The sequence below is a fragment of the Mammaliicoccus sp. I-M35 genome, assembly GCF_022386455.1.
Lineage (GTDB): Bacteria > Bacillota > Bacilli > Staphylococcales > Staphylococcaceae > Mammaliicoccus > Mammaliicoccus sciuri_A.
The window spans coordinates 106,804-127,706 of record NZ_JAJNIL010000002.1 but is presented as its reverse complement, the minus strand read 5'-3'; the positions used below and the strand labels follow the sequence as shown (position 1 = coordinate 127,706).

The 20,903-nt window shown below is 32.4% G+C and carries 20 protein-coding genes; 4 read left to right on the top strand and 16 right to left on the bottom strand.

Features of this window, described 5'->3' with window-relative positions; genetic code table 11:
* Window positions 1-166: 166 nt before the first annotated feature.
* The 4 genes from LQ679_RS03235 to LQ679_RS03220 form a co-directional block, all read right to left on the bottom strand.
* Window positions 167-766, bottom strand: coding sequence for an ATP-binding cassette domain-containing protein (locus LQ679_RS03235; RefSeq protein ID WP_037589046.1), 600 nt, complete (start codon window positions 764-766; stop codon window positions 167-169).
* Between the two features lie 6 nt (window positions 767-772).
* Window positions 773-1,441 carry a molybdate ABC transporter permease subunit gene (gene modB, locus LQ679_RS03230; protein ID WP_239762078.1) on the bottom strand — a complete coding sequence of 223 codons (669 nt, stop codon included), beginning with the start codon at window positions 1,439-1,441 and terminating at the stop codon, window positions 773-775.
* A gap of 11 nt (window positions 1,442-1,452) precedes the next feature.
* Entirely contained in the window at window positions 1,453-2,220 is a 768-nt protein-coding gene (modA, locus tag LQ679_RS03225) for a molybdate ABC transporter substrate-binding protein (RefSeq protein ID WP_037589049.1), read from the bottom strand.
* Window positions 2,221-2,381: 161 nt separating this feature from the next.
* Complete coding sequence (locus LQ679_RS03220; RefSeq protein ID WP_204168967.1) at window positions 2,382-4,742, bottom strand: FdhF/YdeP family oxidoreductase; 2,361 nt, start codon at window positions 4,740-4,742, stop codon at window positions 2,382-2,384.
* A 134-nt stretch (window positions 4,743-4,876) separates the two neighbouring features.
* Between LQ679_RS03220 and fdhD the strand changes: the two genes are divergently transcribed.
* Window positions 4,877-5,671, top strand: coding sequence for a formate dehydrogenase accessory sulfurtransferase FdhD (fdhD, locus tag LQ679_RS03215; protein WP_239762077.1), 795 nt, complete (start codon window positions 4,877-4,879; stop codon window positions 5,669-5,671).
* Between the two features lie 45 nt (window positions 5,672-5,716).
* Here fdhD and LQ679_RS03210 read toward each other — a convergent pair whose 3' ends face one another.
* The 5 genes from LQ679_RS03210 to LQ679_RS03190 all read right to left on the bottom strand — a co-directional run bounded on the left by LQ679_RS03210 (window position 5,717) and on the right by LQ679_RS03190 (window position 9,291).
* Complete coding sequence (locus LQ679_RS03210) at window positions 5,717-6,463, bottom strand: GNAT family N-acetyltransferase (RefSeq protein WP_239762076.1); 747 nt, start codon at window positions 6,461-6,463, stop codon at window positions 5,717-5,719.
* 14 nt (window positions 6,464-6,477) lie between these two features.
* Window positions 6,478-7,029: a biotin transporter BioY gene (locus tag LQ679_RS03205; RefSeq protein ID WP_239762075.1), complete on the bottom strand. Its 552-nt coding sequence runs from the start codon at window positions 7,027-7,029 to the stop codon at window positions 6,478-6,480.
* A 76-nt stretch (window positions 7,030-7,105) separates the two neighbouring features.
* Window positions 7,106-7,963 carry an ROK family protein gene (locus LQ679_RS03200; RefSeq protein ID WP_239762122.1) on the bottom strand — a complete coding sequence of 286 codons (858 nt, stop codon included), beginning with the start codon at window positions 7,961-7,963 and terminating at the stop codon, window positions 7,106-7,108.
* Between the two features lie 6 nt (window positions 7,964-7,969).
* A complete protein-coding gene (locus LQ679_RS03195; RefSeq protein ID WP_049320000.1) occupies window positions 7,970-8,608 on the bottom strand; it encodes a FadR/GntR family transcriptional regulator in 639 nt (212 codons plus the stop codon).
* A complete protein-coding gene (locus LQ679_RS03190) occupies window positions 8,608-9,291 on the bottom strand; it encodes a FadR/GntR family transcriptional regulator (protein WP_239762074.1) in 684 nt (227 codons plus the stop codon). The genes LQ679_RS03195 and LQ679_RS03190 overlap by 1 nt, the downstream gene beginning before the upstream one ends.
* A gap of 150 nt (window positions 9,292-9,441) precedes the next feature.
* Between LQ679_RS03190 and LQ679_RS03185 the strand changes: the two genes are divergently transcribed.
* Together LQ679_RS03185 and LQ679_RS03180 are read left to right on the top strand one after the other, a co-directional pair.
* Window positions 9,442-10,311 carry an N-acetylneuraminate lyase gene (locus LQ679_RS03185; RefSeq protein ID WP_025906837.1) on the top strand — a complete coding sequence of 290 codons (870 nt, stop codon included), beginning with the start codon at window positions 9,442-9,444 and terminating at the stop codon, window positions 10,309-10,311.
* 30 nt (window positions 10,312-10,341) lie between these two features.
* On the top strand, window positions 10,342-11,850 hold the full coding sequence (locus LQ679_RS03180; protein WP_037589058.1) for a sodium:solute symporter family protein: 1,509 nt from the start codon (window positions 10,342-10,344) through the stop codon (window positions 11,848-11,850).
* A 423-nt stretch (window positions 11,851-12,273) separates the two neighbouring features.
* On the opposite strand, the gene LQ679_RS03175 is transcribed toward LQ679_RS03180, so the two are convergent.
* Together LQ679_RS03175 and LQ679_RS03170 are read right to left on the bottom strand one after the other, a co-directional pair.
* A complete protein-coding gene (locus tag LQ679_RS03175) occupies window positions 12,274-13,206 on the bottom strand; it encodes an ABC transporter substrate-binding protein (protein ID WP_037589060.1) in 933 nt (310 codons plus the stop codon).
* A 191-nt stretch (window positions 13,207-13,397) separates the two neighbouring features.
* Entirely contained in the window at window positions 13,398-13,772 is a 375-nt protein-coding gene (locus LQ679_RS03170) for a YbaN family protein (protein ID WP_025906841.1), read from the bottom strand.
* 154 nt (window positions 13,773-13,926) lie between these two features.
* Here LQ679_RS03170 and LQ679_RS03165 point away from each other — a divergent pair, with 154 nt between their 5' ends.
* Entirely contained in the window at window positions 13,927-14,865 is a 939-nt protein-coding gene (locus LQ679_RS03165; protein WP_239762073.1) for a DMT family transporter, read from the top strand.
* A gap of 46 nt (window positions 14,866-14,911) precedes the next feature.
* Here LQ679_RS03165 and LQ679_RS03160 read toward each other — a convergent pair whose 3' ends face one another.
* From LQ679_RS03160 to LQ679_RS03140, 5 genes are all read right to left on the bottom strand, one after another.
* A complete protein-coding gene (locus LQ679_RS03160) occupies window positions 14,912-16,081 on the bottom strand; it encodes an acyl-CoA dehydrogenase family protein (RefSeq protein WP_037589062.1) in 1,170 nt (389 codons plus the stop codon).
* Window positions 16,082-16,225: 144 nt separating this feature from the next.
* Window positions 16,226-17,617, bottom strand: a complete 1,392-nt coding sequence (locus LQ679_RS03155; protein ID WP_239762072.1) for an L-cystine transporter — start codon at window positions 17,615-17,617, stop codon at window positions 16,226-16,228.
* A 516-nt stretch (window positions 17,618-18,133) separates the two neighbouring features.
* Window positions 18,134-18,802, bottom strand: coding sequence for an ABC transporter ATP-binding protein (locus LQ679_RS03150; protein ID WP_037589065.1), 669 nt, complete (start codon window positions 18,800-18,802; stop codon window positions 18,134-18,136).
* An 11-nt stretch (window positions 18,803-18,813) separates the two neighbouring features.
* The gene (locus tag LQ679_RS03145; RefSeq protein WP_126477744.1) at window positions 18,814-19,734 is read right to left on the bottom strand and encodes an ABC transporter permease; all 921 of its coding nucleotides are present in this window, start codon (window positions 19,732-19,734) and stop codon (window positions 18,814-18,816) included.
* Window positions 19,731-20,897 (bottom strand): ABC transporter permease, encoded by a 1,167-nt coding sequence (locus LQ679_RS03140; protein WP_204175177.1) that lies wholly within the window; start codon window positions 20,895-20,897, stop codon window positions 19,731-19,733. Before LQ679_RS03140 ends, LQ679_RS03145 begins: the two co-directional genes overlap by 4 nt.
* Window positions 20,898-20,903: the final 6 nt, after the last annotated feature.

Here is a 20,903-nt window from a genome sequence, read left to right as displayed (position 1 = left end):
ATATCAATTGTAATTTTTTTCACAATGTTTATGTATTAGGGGATTACCTATACAACATGACGAATTCCCTACATTCTTTTATTTGCGCAAAAAAGCCTCAGACAAAGTGTTTAACTTTGTTTGAGGCTTCGAACATATTATTTATTTTTCACCTTACAATGAACTGTTAACTAATTTCGATAACTTCATCTGCTAAAATTTGAACTTCTTTTTTAGAATGAGACACAAGTATAATCGGTATTTGCCAAGTCTTGAAAATGGACTTTACTAACGCCATACCTTCATCTTTTGTTTCATCATCTAAACTTGAAAATGGTTCATCTAAAAGTAATAAGTTAGGTTTGACACTTAATACTCTACATAATGCAACTCTTTGTGACTCTCCACCAGATAACGTAGATGGATATTGATTTAAACAATTTTCTATACGTAAATGTTTAATCAATTGCTCTGTCTCTTTATTAGGCTCAATCATGTAATGAATATTTTCATGAACTGTCTTATGCGGAAAAAGTTGATAATCTTGAAACAGATAGCCAATATTTCTATCTTGCACTTTAATCACATGCTTTTGATCACTGAGCACTTTTTGATTAATTTCTATTCTGCATGTTTCCGCTTCAGTAAGACCTGCAATAATATTTAATAATGTGGATTTACCTATACCTGATCGACCAACGATCGCATAAATTTTCGGAGTGTCAGCTTGGATATTTAATGATATCGTTCTGTCTTTAATTAACTTTTTAATTGATATATCAATCATCCATATCTACTCCCATTTATGATTCTTTTGATTTAATATATTAAGTGAGCTAATCACACACACTGCAAATGCGATGAGTACAATAACCCATAACCATGCTTTGTGTTCCTCACCAGCTTGCACTAAGAAATAAATTTCTAATGGCAATGTGTTCGTTAAACCAGGAATATAGCCAGCAATCATAAGCGTTGCTCCAAATTCTCCTAACCCTCTAGCAAAACTCATCACAACACCAGAGAAAATGGATCGTTTAGATAACGGTAAAATAATCGTTCTAAAAATTTTCCCTTCACTAGCACCCATCGTTCTTGCTGAGTTAAGCATCTTTGGATTAATAGATTGAAATCCATTCATTACATGTTGATACATAAGCGGCAAACTTACAATAATCGCTGCTATCACTGCACCTACCCACGTAAAAATCACATTGATATGCAATACATCAGATAAAAATTGACCGAAAAATTTATTCTTACCGAAGACAATAAGGAGTATAAAACCCATAACTGTCGGTGGTAATACGATTGGAAGCATAATGATGCTTTCAACTACAGGTTTTAATCTACCTTTATAATTGAGCATCAGCTTTGCCAGAATAATACCTAGGATACACACAATGATAGTACTGATAATTGTTACTTTAATTGATATCCATAGTGGTGTTAAGTCTGGCATAGCATTATCTCCTATCCTTCAAAGTGATATTCTTTAAGAATTTCTTTAGCTTCTTTTGATTTTAAGAATTCAAACCATTCTTTAGCTTCTTTCTTGTCAGTAACAAGACCAGCTCTATAAGTAATTGGATGATCTAAAGGTGCATCCGCTAATTTAACGACGTTATCGACTTTTTTATCTTTACCTTTATACATATCTGTTGCGTATACAAATCCTGCTTCTGCATTTTCTTTTTGAACATAGTTTAATACTTGTTTAACATCTTTTGCGAAAACAAATGTACTTGTCATGCCGTTATATAGATCTTCTTTTTTCAAATATTCTACAGCGTAACGACCTGCTGGTACACTTTTTTCTTCACCAATTGCGACTTTGTTTGGCGCACTAACATCTTTAATATTTTTGATGCTAGAGTTTTCGTATTTAATGATAATTAATTTATTTTTAGCGTAATCATAAACTTCTTTAACTTTTTTACTATCTTGTAATTTATCAACATCAGAAGTGTTAGCAGACATTAATACATCTACATCTGCACCAGCTTCTACTTGTTTACGTAAACTACCTGAACCACCGTAATTGAATTTAATATTCGTATTCGGATGCTTCTTCTTAAATTCTTTTTCTAGAGCTTTAGAAACATCTGTCAAACTTGCTGCGGCTGATACTGTTAACGTCTTGCTTTCAGTTTCTTTTTTAGCTTTATCTTGGTTAGATTCTGTGCTACAACCAGCTAATACAAGTAACAAAGCAAAGACTAATGTTAAAAATCTTTTCATGATTTCTTTCCTTCCTTTTTAGATATGTACAAACTTAATTTACACCTTTATTTATACTATTGTAAGGCTCAAGTATATTTTTTCACAAATTATTCTTAAAGTATAGTGAAATTTGTAATTATAGGGAATATCCTTATTTATTTGAGGATACTCCCTACCTGTTATTGCATCGGTATTTCTTCTAAATCTTTAATCGGTTTTTCATAATAGTCTCTATCTTTTTTAGCGTTAAATCTGTCCGCTTTTTCTACTTTGACTGTAATGTTGTAATCTGGAATCTTAGCGTATTTTTCATATCTACCTCTAGGTAATAAATAGTTGCCTTCTGGGAAATAGACTTCAATGTTTCCTTTTAAGATATCGACATATTTAGCGACACCTTGGAATACGCCGAAACCATTATGAAGAACAACACCTTCACCTTCAGCAATGCTTAATCTATCGGCATCTTCTTTGTTCATTAATACATCATATCTTCCACCATGGTTAAAGGATTCATAATCTCCATAAACCATTGAGTTAAATTGTTTACCTCTTCTTGTCGTCAACATAAAGTCATCAGGTTGTCTGTTTAAGTCTGGAATGTCTACACTGATTAAATGACCTTTACCATCTTCAGTTGGACAAATACCATCTTCACATAACCAAGCGCCACCCCACTGGAAGACATCTCCTTGATTTCTTAAATGTTGGATACCATCATAATCTGGATTTGCTTTAGCAATCTCTTCTCTAATAGACTGACCATCTTTAAAATCAATTAAATGTGCTTGTTCAGGTTTAACACGTTTAGCTAAATCAATATATATTTGCCACTCTGATCTTGCTTCTTTTATTCTATTTTGATTCCCTTCAATTACTGGTGAATAGTAAACCATGCGTTCTGTCGAAGTAGACGTGCCACCACCATCTTGCTCATATCGTGTCTTCGCAGGTAAAACAATAACCGTTTCTTTCGCATCAACTAAAGTAGATGTATTTAAAATAATATCTTGATGTACTCTAAGTTCTAGGTTTTCTAAAGCTTTTTGTATAAATGTTGGGTCAGGCATTGTTTCTAGGAAATTCCCACCGGACATGTAATAACATTTAATTTTACGTTCATGATCATCAGGTAACATAATATTTTCTAACGTTACACCGACCGTATCACCTTGCCAATCCGCAATATCAAATCCCCATAACTTCTCAATACGCTTTTTATTTTCTCCATCAAAAGCACCGCCTGGTAATACAAATGGATCGCAGCCCATTTCTCCAGTACCTTGCACACTAGAATGACCTCTAAACGGCATTAGACCACTATGCTTTCTACCTAAGAAACCTCTTAATAATGCTAAATTACATACTTGAGATATATTATCCGTCGCAAACTCATGCATCGTTAATCCTAGTGCCCAGGCAAATACAGCATTTTGGGCATTGGCAAGTTCAAGGGCTAATTTGTAAATTTGATCTTTAGAAATACCACTTGATTGTTCAATCTCTTCCCATGACTGTTTCTCGACTGTTTCTTTAAGTTCTTCATAGTTTGTAACATGTTCCTCAACAAACTTATGATTAATTGCAGAACCGTATGCTTGTTCTTCCATTTCAAACCAGTGTTTCATAATACCGTGCATAAATGCAATGTCACCACCGATATTAACTTGGTAGAATTCGTCAGCAACATTTGTACCAAATAATGCTGATTCTGCCACAGATGGAATCCAATATTTATCCATTGCTGGTTCTTTATATGGATTGATAACGATGATTTTTGTTCCTTTCTTCTTCGCTTCAAGCATATATTTAGTTGAAACAGGCGAAGCATTAGAAGCTACACTTCCCCAAAACAGTAACACATCTGTACCTATCCAGTCTTGGTAATTCGCGGTTGAAGCTCCAACACCTACTGAACGTTTCATCGCTGTTTTACTAGGTGAATGACATATTCTAGAAGCATTATCGATATTGTTAGCACCTAAATATCTCGCGACCTTACTAGCAACATAATATGATTCATTCGTAATCCCTCTTGAAGTTAAATAAAAAGCATAATTTCTCGGATTTAATGATTTCATTTTTTGAGCTATTGTTTGCATCGCTTCTTCCCATGAAATACGTATAAACTTACGATCACCTTTTCGTCTCATCATTGGATAAGGAATACGACCTAATTGCCTTAATTCTGTGCTATTATATTTTCTCAATTCATCTATATCTTGATGTAAAATTTCTGGTTTAATTTCTGGCATTGTATTAAGTCTTAAAACATTAAATCGTGTTGTACACATGTGAGGACCGGTTAAAGTTTGATCGCTTAATCCAGATACACCTAATGCACAACCATCACAGACACCTTTAGTGATAATATTTTTAGCGTAATTTAAATTATCTTTATTATCCCAAACTATTTTCATTGTATCTCTTATATGTTTAGGCTTTACTTTACCTAGTCCAAAAGGTATTGGACTTACCCAAAATTCTGGTGCTGGCTTTAAATCTTTCTTCATAGGACCTTGATGTTTAGTCTTACCCATTTTTACCCCTCCATGATTTCACTTACATTTATTATATGAAATCACAATATATTTTGAAAGTGCTTTCACTTTATTATTAGTAGGTTACAAAGTAAAATAAACCTATTAAACAATTATTTAAATGGGGAATTATTATGAAGCAAAATATGACTTACAATCTGCCAATATTAAAATACCAAAACGGTCAATTTATTGAGACAACGGATAGCTACGTAACAGAATTTCCTATTACGATTATTATAAACGGAGAAGAGTTTGCAACAATCGTTTGTTCACCTAAAGATTTAGAAGAACTCGTGCTCGGATTTATTGCTTCTGAAGGAGTTATAAAGAAGAAATCTGAAATTAAATCTATTTCAATAGACGATTCTAAAGGTTTTGCACATGTAGAACTCACGAAAGAGATTGATGTCAATTTCAAAAAGAATACACAACGCATGATTTCGTCGTGTTGTGGTAAAAGTAGAGCGTTCTATTTTAATAACGATGCTGTAACAGCTAAAGTGTCACAGTCTAAAATAAACATTACGCCTCAACAAATCATAACTATGATGGATAAACTACATGAAGAAAGTAAGATTTTCAAAGAAACAGGTGGTTTGCATAATGCGGCCATAAGTGAAGGAGATGGCTTCTATTTACATCGATCCGATATTGGTAGACATAACGCATTAGATAAATTATATGGCTATTGTATAGAACATGACATTCCAATCAGAAATAAAGTACTCATCTTTAGCGGAAGAATTTCCTCGGAAATATTAATCAAAGCATCTAAAATTGGTGTCGGCATCATCTTGTCTAAATCAGCACCAACTAACTTAGCAATTGGATTAGCACATGATTTAAATATAACAGCCGTTGGATTTATAAGAGATGGCAGCTTTAATGTATATAGCCACGCTAATAGAATACAAAACCAATCCTAACAATAAGTAAACAGGTTGAGACATCATTGCTGCCTCAACCTGTTTTTATTTGTATTCTTTTAATGTTTCAAATTGAAATCCACTATAAATATAACCTTGTCTTTTATACATATCTTTAGCTGTATCTTCACCATCAGCTACAAGAATTATCGGTTTATCTTTAGCGATTTCTGCTACGAAGGCTTGCATTTTCGTTCCTATACCTAACCTTCTATATATTTCTCGAACACCAAAGCTATCTAATTCTACATACTTCTCATTCATCCATATAAGCAACATACCTGCGGGCTTACCTTTATAATAAGATAATACTTGAATCGGATTATCACTATGTAATTGTTTTTTATTTAATTCAACTTTAAGCTCTGCATAATCTTTGCCATATGCTTCATCTTGTTCATATGATACGTTCAAGAAATCAACAATGTTATCCTCATTCGTTAGAACAACTTCAATGTCTTGATTGGCATCACGTTCAAAGTTCTTCTCAGCATTGATATATAATTCTAACCAACCTGTTTCATAACCTTGAAATTTTAAATATTCTCTTAATTCAATATCGATTGTTTCATTTTCAGGAAAGACAAATTTAAGAAAAGGCTGATTATTTTTTTCATGGATTTCTTTCAACATTGCTTCATCTGCTTTAAACGTATCTATGTCTGGCATTTCTTTATATACAATTTTGTTAGAATCATACTGAATACGTTTATCCAATGTTTGATAATGTATATATCTATTTGTTTCAGTCAAAACCTTTCCATCTGTTTCTATATCTTTAAATGAAACCATCGTTATTCACCTCATTAAGTATTTCTTAAACGTTTTATTTCGGGTACGTTCTTCAAGCTAAATAATAACATAGTTGCTAATATTGCTTTAACAATATCACCTGGTAAGAACGTTGCTGCTAATATGTATCTTTTAGCGATTGAAATATTCATAAACTCACCCATCACAAATCCGCCAATTAAATTAAGGAATAGAACCCCAATGACAATATTAATTGTTAACGCATATGTAAACGAGAGCTCTTTCCACTTTCTATCTATAAAGAATCCAATTAAAAATGCAACAACTGGGTAGCCGAATAAGTAACCAGCAGATGGACCAAAGAATACACCTAGTCCGCCTCTACCACCTGATAATAATGGCAGTCCTGTTGCAACAAGTAACAAGAAGATAATAACACTTAATGTACCTCTTTTATATCCTAATAAACATCCCGCTAATATAATACCAATATTTTGTAGAACGATTGGTACCGGCATAAACGGTAATGGAATTGGTGGTATAAATGCTAATACTGAAATAAAAGCAGTAAACATTGCTATAATAACGATATCTTTAGTTTTCAAATTCTTCACTCCTAATATAAGATAACGATATTATACCACATTGTTAACCAATGTAAATTACAGGTTAACAATTATTTTATAAACTAGAAATTGCACCATATAAAGCTGAATCATTTCCTTTTGAAGTGACTTCAATTTTGGCATGACCATAATCAGTTGGTAAATAATCATCGATAAATGGTTCAATCAATGAAAGTAGTCTTTCTTCTTGTTTAGAAATACCTCCGCCAATCAGTATTATTTCTGGATCAAACATAATTTGAACTTGCGCAATACCTTCTGCTACGTGCTTAGCCCATTGATTAAGGATGTCTTGAGCTTTTTCATCATTTTGATACGCCAAATCAAATAATTTCTCGACTTGTATTTCTTCATTGTAATTGGCACTGATTAATTTTTTTAAAGCTGTCGTAGAGCCTCTATCTTCATATGTTGTATTCGTTTCTTTGTCATAAAGTAAATAGCCTATTTCACATGCTCTATACTTTTTACCTTTTAGTAATTGATTTTCATAATATGCGCCACCTATACCCGTACCAATTGTCATTAAAAATATCGATTGAACTGCTCTATCAAATGTTAACAATTCACCAAGTAACGCGCATGATACATCATTATTAACCGCTACATTACCAGCTATATGTGCTAATGATTGTTTAAAATTTGTACCATTATAGTATGGTATCGTAGGTCCAGCATATGTAATTTCACCTTTATGTGAATCAACGACACCTGCAGTAGAAATACCGACTTCTGGTTTATTTAAGTTAAATTCTTTTGTATATGATTCAACGATTCCCTTAACCGCTTCAACAATACCCCCATCTTTATTATGTGGTGTTTCAATTTTTTGATAACTATGTATTGTGTGGTGGTCATCAATCACGCCAGCTTTAATAAATGTGCCACCTATATCAATTGCAATTTTCATAATATCCTCCTAAATAGACAAATGTGTCGTCATAAGTTCTTTAGCTAATTGAACATCTTTATTGGCAATTGCTTCGATAATTTTCTTATGCATTTCATTCGTTTGAATATAATTAATTTCTTTCCCTTCTTCTTCAATATGATAGAAGTAAGACTGAATAACAGAGCTTAATTGTTCAAATAATACATTTCCTGTAGCGCTTAGTAACGTTTGATGAAATGCCTTATCATTCTCATAATGATTGATAACATCTTCATTTACAATTGCTTTTAAATCACTGATATCCTTATCCAATTTAACGATTTCTTCAATAGCTGCACATTCAAAAATAATTCTCAATGACAGTAAATCATTTTTCGAACCATTTGCGACTTGAAAACTAAATAGAAATCCTTCAACTAAACTAGAGATATCTGGTGCTTTGATTACCGTTCCTCTTCCTTGAACCGTCTCGATCACACCTGTATGTTCAAGATAACTCAAAGCTTCTCTTACAACTGAACGACTCACGCCATACATTTCAGTAAATGCACGTTCTGTCGGTAAGCGATCCCCTTCTGTCATGCCTTTATCCAAAATATATTGTTTAATTTCTTGTAATACTTGCGACTTCAAACTTTGGACTTCAATCTTATCTAATTTACCCATCATTTTTGCTCCAATTCTTCTATCCACTCAACGACTCTAGACAGATGTTTATTAATAATGTCATGTGCTAAAGTTAAATTTTGTTTCTCAATTGCTTCTATTAAATCAGCATGTTCTTTGTAAGATTTTTCTATATCTTCTTTATCAACGATTTGATTAAACTGGTTCTTATCGAAATACTCTTTAATAACTTTACTCATCGTGATTAATGTTTGATTTTCAGTAAAGATAATAATCGTTTCATGAAATGCTGAATCATAATGCGCGAATTTTTGAGATTTGTTGAAAGACTCATAATAAATATCATTCAAATCTCTTAGTTTATTCGCATCGATCACGATTTTATTTTCTATTAAAAGACGTATCGCACCTAGTTCTAATATTTTCCGCACTTCAAGTAATTCTTTAATTTTAAAACCATGCACTTTCATATGTGACTCAAAAAGCATTGATAAATGTTTATTCTTCTCTGTTATAAACATGCCACTTCCTGATTTAACTTGAATGAGACCACTTTGCTGCAAGCGACTAATCGCTTCTCTCACAACTGTGCGACTCACCCCTAATTGTTCGATAAGCATTTTCTCTGAAGGTAGTTTATCTCCATTATCAAATTGATGTTCTGCTATATATTCTTTTAATTTTTCAACAGCCACATCAACGAGTGATGTTCGTTTCATCATTTTACCTACCTCCTCTTAATTATTTATTTTATCATAAGTGATGTATCAAATAATAAAACGATTGACAGAAGAATATGTATTCGCTTACAATATGATTATAAATTGGTCTGACAATATTATCAATTAATAAATATAAAGGAGTTTTTTTAAATGAAAGGATTATATTCTGCATTACTCGTGCCATTTGATGAGGAAGGCAATATTTTAGAATCAGGTTTAAGACAAATCATTCGCCAAAATATCGATAAACAACAAGTAGATGGTTTATATGTAAATGGTAGTTCTGGTGAAAATTTCTTAATGAATACTGAACAGAAGAAGAAAGTCTTTGAAATTGTTAAAGACGAAGTAGGATCAGACGCTAAATTAATCGCACAAGTTGGTGCATTAGATTTAAACGAATCGATCGAATTAGGTAAATTTGCTACAGAATTAGGTTATGATGCATTATCAGCTGTAACACCATTTTATTACCCATTCAAATTTGAAGAGATCAAGTATTACTACAATGCCATCATTGAAGCTACTGGTAATGAAATGATTATTTATTCAATTCCAGCATTAACTGGCGTTAACTTATCTATACAACAATTTGAAGAACTTTTCGAAAATGAAAAAATCATCGGTATTAAATATACTGCAGCTGACTTCTACTTATTAGAAAGAATTAGAAAAGCATTCCCAGACAAATTAATACTTTCTGGCTTTGATGAAATGCTTATTCAAGCTGCTGTGTCAGGTGTAGATGGTGCGATTGGTTCAACTTATAACATCAATGGACAACGTGCTAGACAAATCTTTAATTTAGCTAAAGAAGGCAAAATTGAACAAGCATATGAAATTCAACATGAAACAAACGATATTATTGAGCAAGTATTAGCTTTAGGTATTTACCCTACTTTGAAAGCTGTACTAAATGAAAATGGCATTGAGGCAGGTACAACTAAACGACCACTCGCGCCATTAGATGAAGCATCACTCCAAAAAGTTAAAGAACTTGTTTCTAAATACAATTTATAATTATTTGATGTACAAAGGGGATGTCATATTATGAATGAAGTAGGATTTGGTACAGGAAACTGGATTGCATTAATTTTATATTTAATTGCAACGTTATTAGTAGGTGTATATTTTACAAAAAGAGCTGGTCAAGATACAGACGCATTCTTCAAAGCAAAAGGTAGAGTCCCTGCATGGGCAGTTGGATTCTCAATTTATGCGACAACTTTAAGTGCGATTACTTATATGGGAACACCAGAAAGAGCATTTAATACAGACTGGTCTTATGCAGCTGGAAATATCGCCATTATCGCGATCATTCCATTACTAATTTATTTCTATATTCCATTCTTCAGAAAGCTTGATGTAACAACAGCTTATGAATATTTGGAAGAAAGATTTGGTATCACAATGCGTGTTATTGGATCTTTAGCATTTACATTATTCCATATTGGTCGTGTTGCGATTGTTATTTATTTACCAACATTAGCAATCACTTCCGTTTCAGATATTAACCCATATTTAATCGCAGCGTTAGTTGGATTATTATGTGTTATCTATACGTTTATGGGCGGTATAGAAGGGGTTATTTGGAGCGACGTTATTCAAGGTATTATCTTATTAGGTGGTGCTGTTGCCGTTATCTTCTTAGGTGCTTTCCAAATTGATGGAAACTTCGGTACAGTCTTAAATGAAGCTGTACAAGATAAGAAGTTTGTTTCAGTGGATAACTGGAAATTCGGGACTGCTGCCGCTGCAATTCCAATTATATTTATTGGTTCTATCTTTAATAACTTACACCAATACACTGCCAGCCAAGATATCGTTCAACGTTATCAAACAACTGGTTCAATATCATCAACAAACAAATCGTTATGGACTAACGGGTTATTAGCATTTATTACAATCCCTATCTTCTACGGAATGGGAACTGTGTTGTATTCCTTCTATAATAATGTTACATCTTTACCAGAAGGATTTAATACATCAGCTATCGTACCTTATTTCATTCTGACACAAATTCCACCATTTGTTGGCGGATTATTAATCGCTGCTATATTTGCTGCAGCACAATCAACAATTTCTTCAAGCTTGAACTCAATTTCAGCCTGTGTAGTTGTCGATTTAAAACAAAGATTTTCTAAAACAAATAACGCTAAAAATGATGTATTATTAGCAAGAATCATCATTATTCTTGCAGGTGTCTTTGGTACATTAGCATCATTATACTTAATTAATCAAAAAACAAACGAAACTTGGGATTTATTCTTACTTGTAACAGGACTATTCGGTGTACCAATTGCCGGCGTGTTTGCAGTAGGTATATTCACTAAGAAAGCCAATACTTATGGTGTTATCATCGGACTAATCGTCGCAGCAATCGTTTCTTACTTTGTAGGAAAAACAGATATCACACCATTTACAGTATCCGTTATCGGTTTCTTTATCGCATTTATTGTAGGTTACTTAGCAAGCTTACCATTCGCAAAACACAACAAGAATATCGTAGGCTTAACCATTCATACAATTAACGATCAATACGTGAAAGAAACAAAATAATGAACTATATTAAAAGCAGGGACATCGGGGGTCCCTGCTTTTTATTTTTGTTGTATAATGTTTGAGAGTCTTCGTGCGTTATACCCTAATTTTGTACCTTTGCGCACGATATCTTTCAGTCTTCGTGCGTTACACCCTAATTTTGTACCTTAGTGCACGATATCTTTCAGTCTTCGTGCGTTGCACCTTGATTTTGTACCTTACCGCACAATATCTTTCAGGCTTCGTGCGTTACACCTTGATTTTGTACTCTTGCGCACGATATCTCTCAGTCTTCGTGCGTTACACCTTGATTTTGTACTCTTGCGCACGATATCTCTCAGTCTTCGTGCGTTATGTCCTGAACAATAAAAAAGCAGAGACTGACGTCCCTGCTTTTTATATTCTGATAATGAGAATCGGTGTTATAGCATTTGCTATTGATTATTCAGCTTTTTTAAGAATTTCATCTTTTAAGTATTTACGTTGCATTTCTAATGAATATGGATCGTTATACCAGAATGTTTGTGCATCAATTTCGATGACTTTATCATTTTTAACTGCTGGAATTGATTTCCATGATTCAGTTTTAGTGAATTCTGGTTTTGCTTGTCCTTTTGTTACTGGTAAGAATAAGTAATCTCCTGAATATTTTTCAATTTCTTCTTGAGAGATTTTTTTCCAACCGTCTTTTTTAACATCTTTTTCAATGCTTTCTGGCATTGCTAAACCGAATGCTTGGTATAATACTTCTGTTCCTCTACCCCAGTTTTCACCGTAAGTATAGATGTCTTTTTGGAATGCTTCAATAACTGATACTGTAGTATCTTCGCCGATTTTATCTCTAATTTCTTTCCCGTCTTTAGAAGTTTCTTTCTTCCATTTTTCTACCCATTGTTTAGCTTTATCTTCTTTACCAACTAATTTACCTAATTCTACTTGCATGTCTAAGTAATTGTGTTTTGCATAGTCGTAAGGAATTGTTGGAGCGATTTTATTATATTTCTTTAAGTTTTTATCTGCGTTATATGTAATGATTAAGTCTGGTTTTAATTTAGCTACTTGTTCAACATTGTCTTCACTAACTTTTTCAATACCTTTAATTCTATCTTTAAGTATTGGTGTTTGATCTGTAGAAGCTGGTACACCCACAGGTTTAACACCTAAGTGTAATAAGCCACCAACGTATGATGGTGCTAATACAACAATACGTTTAGGGTTTTTCGGGATATCTATTTTTTTACCGTCGTCTAATTTATAACTTACTGTCTCTTTACTTGATTTTGTTTTACTGCTGCTCTCTTTCTCATCAGATTTATTGCCACAAGCAGCAACAACTAATGCTAAAGCCATAATAAACACTAAAAGTTTCTTCATAATTATCCTCCCAATTGATAATGACTCTCATTTTCATCTTTGTCTATTATATAACCCTTCAATCTATATAGCAATAGAATTTTTAAATTTATATAACTTTTTTATTCTATTTTACAATAATAATGATGTATGCAAATACAACAAAAAAATACCGATAAAAGACGTTACGTCATTTTATCGATATTTTAATATTATGATTTATTTTTACTTGGTAAAGTTTTAACAAAAGTGAATAATACAACAGTTTGGAAGAATAACATGATGCAAAGACCTATGCGAATATAAAAATGATCAACCATCCAAATTGAAAAGCCTACTACGATATATACACTTATAAGCAGTTCAAATTTTTTCTTTAAAGTGTACCCTCTATATTTTTGAAAATCTTCTACATATTCTTTATAAACTTTTGTGCTTACTAACCAACTATGGAATTTATCTGAACTTTTAGCAAAACAAAATACTGCTAATAATATAAAAGGTGTTGTAGGTAATAACGGCAATACAGCGCCAGCAAATCCTAATATAGTAGCAAGTATACCAACTGATATTAATACAAATTTCATGCGGAAACCTCACTTTTAACTCATTATGTTCATTATAAGAACGCATATTATAAAATTGCAAGTAAAACATTTCAACTTATTGTTTAATAATTTATCAAATGCTAAAATTAATTAATTAATTAATTAACATCTTTTAGAATCGAGGGGCTTATAAGTGCAAAACAAACAACTAAAAGGTACTTTATTAGTGATGCTTGGCGCTACTTTTTGGGGATTAGGTGGAACAGTTACTGAAAAGTTATTTACAGAATATCATTTACCTGTTTCATTATTTGTAGCTGAAAGATTGATATTAAGTGGATTTTTCCTTTTGCTCATTGCAAAATTAATTCAGAAACATCCTTTAACAAATATATTTAGAGTCAAACATTCATTATTTCAATTGATTATATATGCTTTATTCGGCATGTTAGGTGTGCAATACACATTTATGGCGACCATTGATAAAGGTAATGTTGCAATCGCTACTTTGTTACAATTTTTAGCACCAGTCGTCATATTACTATATTTACTGATCACTAGAAAAAGCAAATTTAGAATAACAGATATCATCATTATTGTGTGTTCACTATTTGGAACGAGCTTATTATTAACAAATGGTGATTATGCCACATTATCAGTCCCTCCAAATGCAATCGTCTGGGGATTAATAACAGCTTGTGCAGCTGCTTTTTATACTGTATATGCTGTTAAATTATTTTTAAATTGGCCATCTCTTGTTGTTATCGGTTGGTCAATGTTTATTGGCGGTATTGCACTTTCAATTTTCAACTTAGACTTCTCATTTCCTTGGCATTTATTAGATGTTCAAGGTGTGATTTATTTCATCTTTGTGATCACTTTCGGAACGATGTTTGCTTTTTGGATGTATTTAGAAAGCGTGAAGTATATTAGCCCACAAACAACTGCATTATTTGGTGTGCTTGAACCCGTAACAGCAGTTATATCTTCAGTTCTATGGTTAAAAGTACCATTTGGATTGTGGCAACTTATTGGCATGATTGTCATCTTGGTTGTCGTACTATATATGTCAGTAGGCATGAAACCAAGACGTAAAAAACGTAAAAAAGTCATACAAACAGATCAATTATAATAAAAAATTGGGTTGAGACATGATGTTATGTCCCAACCCAATCCTTTTATTTAAGTTTACTTCTTTCTTCTCTAGCTTTTTTAGCTAATTTTGTAATGGTTACATCATCCATCGGCGGATTGTGTAAGCCAGCTCTTATATCTCTATAATAGCGTTGCAATGGCCTTTCCATTTGTAAGCTTTTCGCACCTACAATTCTCATCGCGATATCGATGATTTTAATAGAGTGATTAACAACAACATGTTTAGCTGCACCTAATTCAACATCTATAACTGCATCTGTAATAGAAGGATTTAAATATTTATTGATTACACTATATATATAATGTCTTGCAGTCGTTAATTCTAATTCCATCTGACCAATATTTTGTTGAACAGCTGGAATATCAGCAATTACGCCATCGATACTTCCAGGACTATATTCATTCGCAAAATCAACAGCATAATCTCGTGCTGCTTGCCCAATACCTAAGTATACTGCTGGAATATGTAGATTCCATGGGTTGATATTATTGCCTCTTGGACCATTCGCAACTTCTACTAAGTATTTCTCATGAACTTTAACATCATCTAACACTAAATCATGACTTTCAGTAGCACGCATACCTACCATATTCCAATTCTCTGCTATTGATAATCCTTCAGATTCTCTTGGTATTAAAAAGAATCCGAGTGCTTCTTTTTCTGGTACATATGCACCAACAAGAAAATGCGTTAACCTTTGACTCATTGTTGTAAATGTCTTAACACCATTTATAATGTAATGGTCTCCGTCACGATCAGCATGTGTACTTGGACGTGCGCCTCGAGTTGGACTGCCTGTTTCCGCTTCACTTACAGCTCTATTAACAATCGCACCATTTAATACTTCTTCAGCAAATTCATCTAATAAATCTTGCGTCCATAATTTTTCTTGATAAATTTGACCAACTACACCCATATGCCAACCAATGGCTAATGCCGTCGCACCATCAATTCTACCTAATGTTTCTTGGAATAAAATGATATCTTCTGGTGTCGCACCTTCGCCACCATATGATTTTGGAAGTACAATTTTTGTATAGCCTTCATCAATTAACCAATTAATATTTTCATATGGAAATTCTGAATTTAAATCATTTTTTTCAGCGTGTTTTTGTAATGACGCTTTATGATTTTCTATTTTATTAACCCATTTTTGTTGGAATTCATTCTTAATAAATAAATCTCTACTCATCGTGTCCACACTCCTTAATATCACTTTATCATTGTATTTATTTGCTTTCAATATATATCCGAGCATACCTATAAGTTTTTATAAAAAACAGGCAATACTGAAATTCACGATCGGTATCAGTATGTGCCTGTATAAAATTAATGATTAATATGATTCTCCAAGTTCATTGAAGTCTTGGTCATTGTATTTTTCTTCATCCAATTGTCCTGTAATTTTAGCAGTAGCTGTACCAGCTAACATTGAATCATTAACATTCAATGCTGTTCTACCCATATCGATTAATGGCTCAACTGAAATTAATACCCCTGCTAAAGCAATAGGTAAATTCAATGTTGAAAGTACGAGTATAGCGGCAAATGTTGCACCGCCACCTACACCTGCTACACCAAATGAACTGATGACTACAACACCGATTACAGATAAGATAAACGGTAAATCAATGTCAATACCTGCACTTGGCGCAATCATCATAGCTAACATCGCTGGATATATACCCGCACAGCCATTTTGTCCGATTGATAAACCGAATGAACCTGCAAAGTTAGCAATACCTTCTGGAACACCTAGTCTAGTTGTTTGTGTTTGAACATTTAATGGTAACGTTCCTGCACTTGATCTAGACGTAAACGCGAATAATAACGTTTCACTAGCTTTTTTAACATAAGTAGCTGGGTTTAAACCAACAACAGATACTAAGATTAAATGGATGATGAACATTGTAATTAATGCTGCATACGATGCGACAACAAACTTACCTAATGTCCATACTGCTTCAAAGTTACTTGTCATCACCGTTTTAGTCATAATCGCTAAAATTCCGTAAGGTGTTAATCTTAATACAAAAGTAACAATTCCCATAACTAAGGCATAAATCGCATCTATACCTCTTTTGATTAAGCTACCTTTTTCAGGTTCTTTTCTCATCACACGTAAGAAACTAAATCCAACAAATCCTGCAAATATAACAATCGCTATTGTTGAAGTTCCTCTAGCACCTGTGAAATCTAAAAATGGATTTGCAGGTAACAATTCAAGAATTTGTGATGGTAAATTATTAGCCGTCATATCTTTAGAAGTTTGTTCTATTTCTTGACCACGACTATTTTCCACACTACCTAAATCTATTTGTGATGCATCTAAATTGAATAGCATCGCATAAATAATACCAACTAAAGCTGCAACAGCAACTGTTCCTAATAAGAATGTAAATATCCAAGCGCCAGCTTTAGCAAAGTTTTGACCAATTGTTATTTTAGTAAAAGCTGAAACAATTGATATAAAGATAAGTGGCATAACGATCATTTGTAATAGTTTTACATAACCAGTACCTACAATATCAAACCATGAAGCTGTCGACTCTGTTACTTTAGAATCTACACCGTAAATAAGATGTAAAGCTAAACCAAACACAATCCCTATTCCTAAACCTATAAGAACACGTTTAGAGAACTTTACATGTTTCTTATTTAAATGAACTAATAACCCAATAAATAATAAGAAAACAATAATATTAATAACTACCCAAAGTGTTTCCATTAAAGGACCTCCCAAAAACATTTAATTCCGATACATTAAATAAGAATACACTTTAAAAATATGTTTTGCAATACGTTTTTCTTTTTCTAAAATTTCAGATAAATATAATCAAAAAAACATACTAAGATCATTGTTTGAATAACCTTAGTATGTTTTAAATTATGATGATTTTTTTAATTACTTACGGTCGCTTTAGTTACAATTCCACCGACTTTTGTTACTATAGGCGTCCTTAGTTACAATTCCACCGACTTTTGTTACTAACGACCTCCTTAGTTACAATTCCACTGACTTTTGTTACTATAGGCGTCCTTAGTTACAATTCCACCGACTTTTGTTACTAACGGCCTCCTTAGTTACAATTCCACCGACTTTTGTTACTATAGGTGCTCTTAGTTACAATTCCACCGACTTTTGTTACTATAGGCGTCCTTAGTTACAATTCCGACGACTTTTGTTACTATGGCGGCTCTTAGTTACAATTCCACCGACTTTTGTTACTAACGACCGCCTTATTCACAATACAAGACTGTCTTCAAATGTCCAAGATTTATCGGTTAATATATTTCTATAGAATGGATCTTTACCGATTAACTTAATTTCATCTGCTAAGCTTTCGACTTCATCTAAATGGTGAGTTGTTAATATAATGAGTCTTGTTGTTTTTAAATGATTTAATAATTTATGAATATCAAATCTGGATTTCAAATCAATACCTACTGTTGGTTCATCTAAAATTAATATACTTGGATTTCCGAGCAGTCCGATTAATAAATTAACTTTACGTTTTGTTCCTCCAGAAAGCGAAGAAATTTTTGCTTTTCTTTCATATAAATTTAACTGATTACAGTAATCTTCTATAAGCTCTGAAGATATAGGTTGTTTATTTAATGCTTTAAAAAATTCTATATTTTCGTTAACTGTCATATGTTCAAATAGTGCAATATCTTGAGGTATATAACCTATGATTTCTTTGATTTTTTTATTGCTTAACTTTTTCCCAAAATAACGGATATCTCCACTATCTGGATTTTCTAATGCTGTAATCATTCTTAGCAATGTCGACTTACCCGCACCATTTTCCCCTAATAATACAGTAAGTGTTTTATCCTTAAATGTTGTATTAAAGTCATGGAAAATTTCTTTATCTTTATACTTCTTTGATAAATGCTCTATTGTAATCATGTATACACCTCCTAAACTTGAAAATACAAATATAGACAACTTATTGCGATAGACCATATGATAGACATAAAAAATTTATGACTAAGCGTATTTATTTTAAATAAGAATATACTTAAGACACTTTCATATATAAACAATGTCATCAATAAGACTAAATAAAATACAATGCTTAATGACCATGATAGTAGTAAACTCGTGATGACTACAATCGCGAATAATAATATGACATGACTCAATATATAATACGTAAATAATTTTAATTTTGTGCCATTAAACATCATTAATCGCTCTAGTGCAGCATTTTGTTTCAGTCGTTGATGCAATACAATTTGACTACAACTTACGATTAAGAGTAATGCAACATATACTGCTGCACCAATCGAAACATCTGAATGCTTTTGAACTGCATGGTGTTCCATTTTAGAGTGAGGTGTATGTTTAATATATGCTTTTTTAATTTCTTGCATCGATACATCTTGTTTAGATTTCTTCAAATGATCCTCAATAATGACGGGTATTTGCTGTTTGTATAAAGCTTTACTCGTCACTTCTAATGCAATTTCTCCAATGAAATCATCTTTGTAATATAACGGAATGCTATCACGCAAACGATTTTCCTTTAACCGTTCACTAAAATCATCAGGTATTTGTAAGCTTACGATTGCTTGCTTTTTTTGAATGACATCTTCAATATATGCCTCATTCTTTGGCAAACGTATAACTTCTAAATATTTTGTTTGCTCTAAAGTGTGCACTAGCTCTTTTGAAGATTGAGATTCATCCAAATCTTGAACTGCTATTGGCATTTTAAATAATTGATTACTAGATGCTTGAACACCTACAATGATCAATATTGTTATTAACAGTAACGCCACTAAAGTTACATATTGTTTCCATTGCTTTTTAACAACTAAATGAAAGATTGATTTCATCGGCGATACCTCCAATACAAAGCAGAGATTACTAATACGAGCATAATACCTAAATGCCAATAATACATTGGATGTGTGTCAATGATGTAATTATTTAAAAGCATTTCTACTAGCTGATTAAACACAATGGAAAATGGTAATGCTTCAATCAATCCTGCACTCAAACTTTTCAAATAAATGATTGGAATCACAGCGCCAGATAACAATAAGATTACTAGCGTTAATAAAACTTTAAACAAATAATTCAATATATTTCTAAACGCAATATCTATAAAGAGAAATACTAAAAATATCATGACTAAATAATAAGCAATATCTAAGATAAGTTGCCCAATATTATACATTTCAAATTCTGGTTTAAGAAAATGTATGATGACCCATAAACCAAGTATGCTCCAAAGTGTTGTATAGAAAAGACTAAACACACCTCTTACAATTGTTAACTTTTCATAAGAAAAATGATACATACTTAATCGTTCTTTTAATGCATCTTTTTGATTCATTTTTAAAATGCTAAAAATTGAAAAGAAAAAGAAAAAGATAGATACAAAATAAGTTGAAATTGTATAATAACTGAACGTATCAAATACTTTGATAGGCTCATCGTCAAAGGAGCCGCTTCTATTTAACCCAGTAAATAACATATCTGTCATCATCGTTAACAATTCATTTTCGGATGCACTAGGATAAAGAGATGTATATGACATCGCCCCACCCATCGACAACATTAACCTGCTATATACCGAATCTGTTAACTGCAAAATAATAATACTTTCAACTGATTGTTTATCATATGTATTCACAACTATTGGTAATTCACCATTTTTATAAAATGCTTTCGTCATGCCATCTTTAAAGACAAAGTAGCCATCAATTTTCTTTTTTGATAATAGTTGTCGAGCTTTCTCTTCATTATAATGCTTTATAGACAAATCATTTCCGAGTGATTGCCCATCACCTATCGCATTTAAAATTAACTTTGTTTCTTTAGATTGGTCTTTATCTACGATTCCAATTGTAAACGCCTGATCTTTTTCATTTACTTGGTTAACCCCAATCATAACGGCCAACACAGCTAAAAATAATAATAAAATATATGCAATCAAATACCACTTTTTAATTAAAAAAGAGTGGTATATGTTGAACAATTTTATTGTCGACATATAACC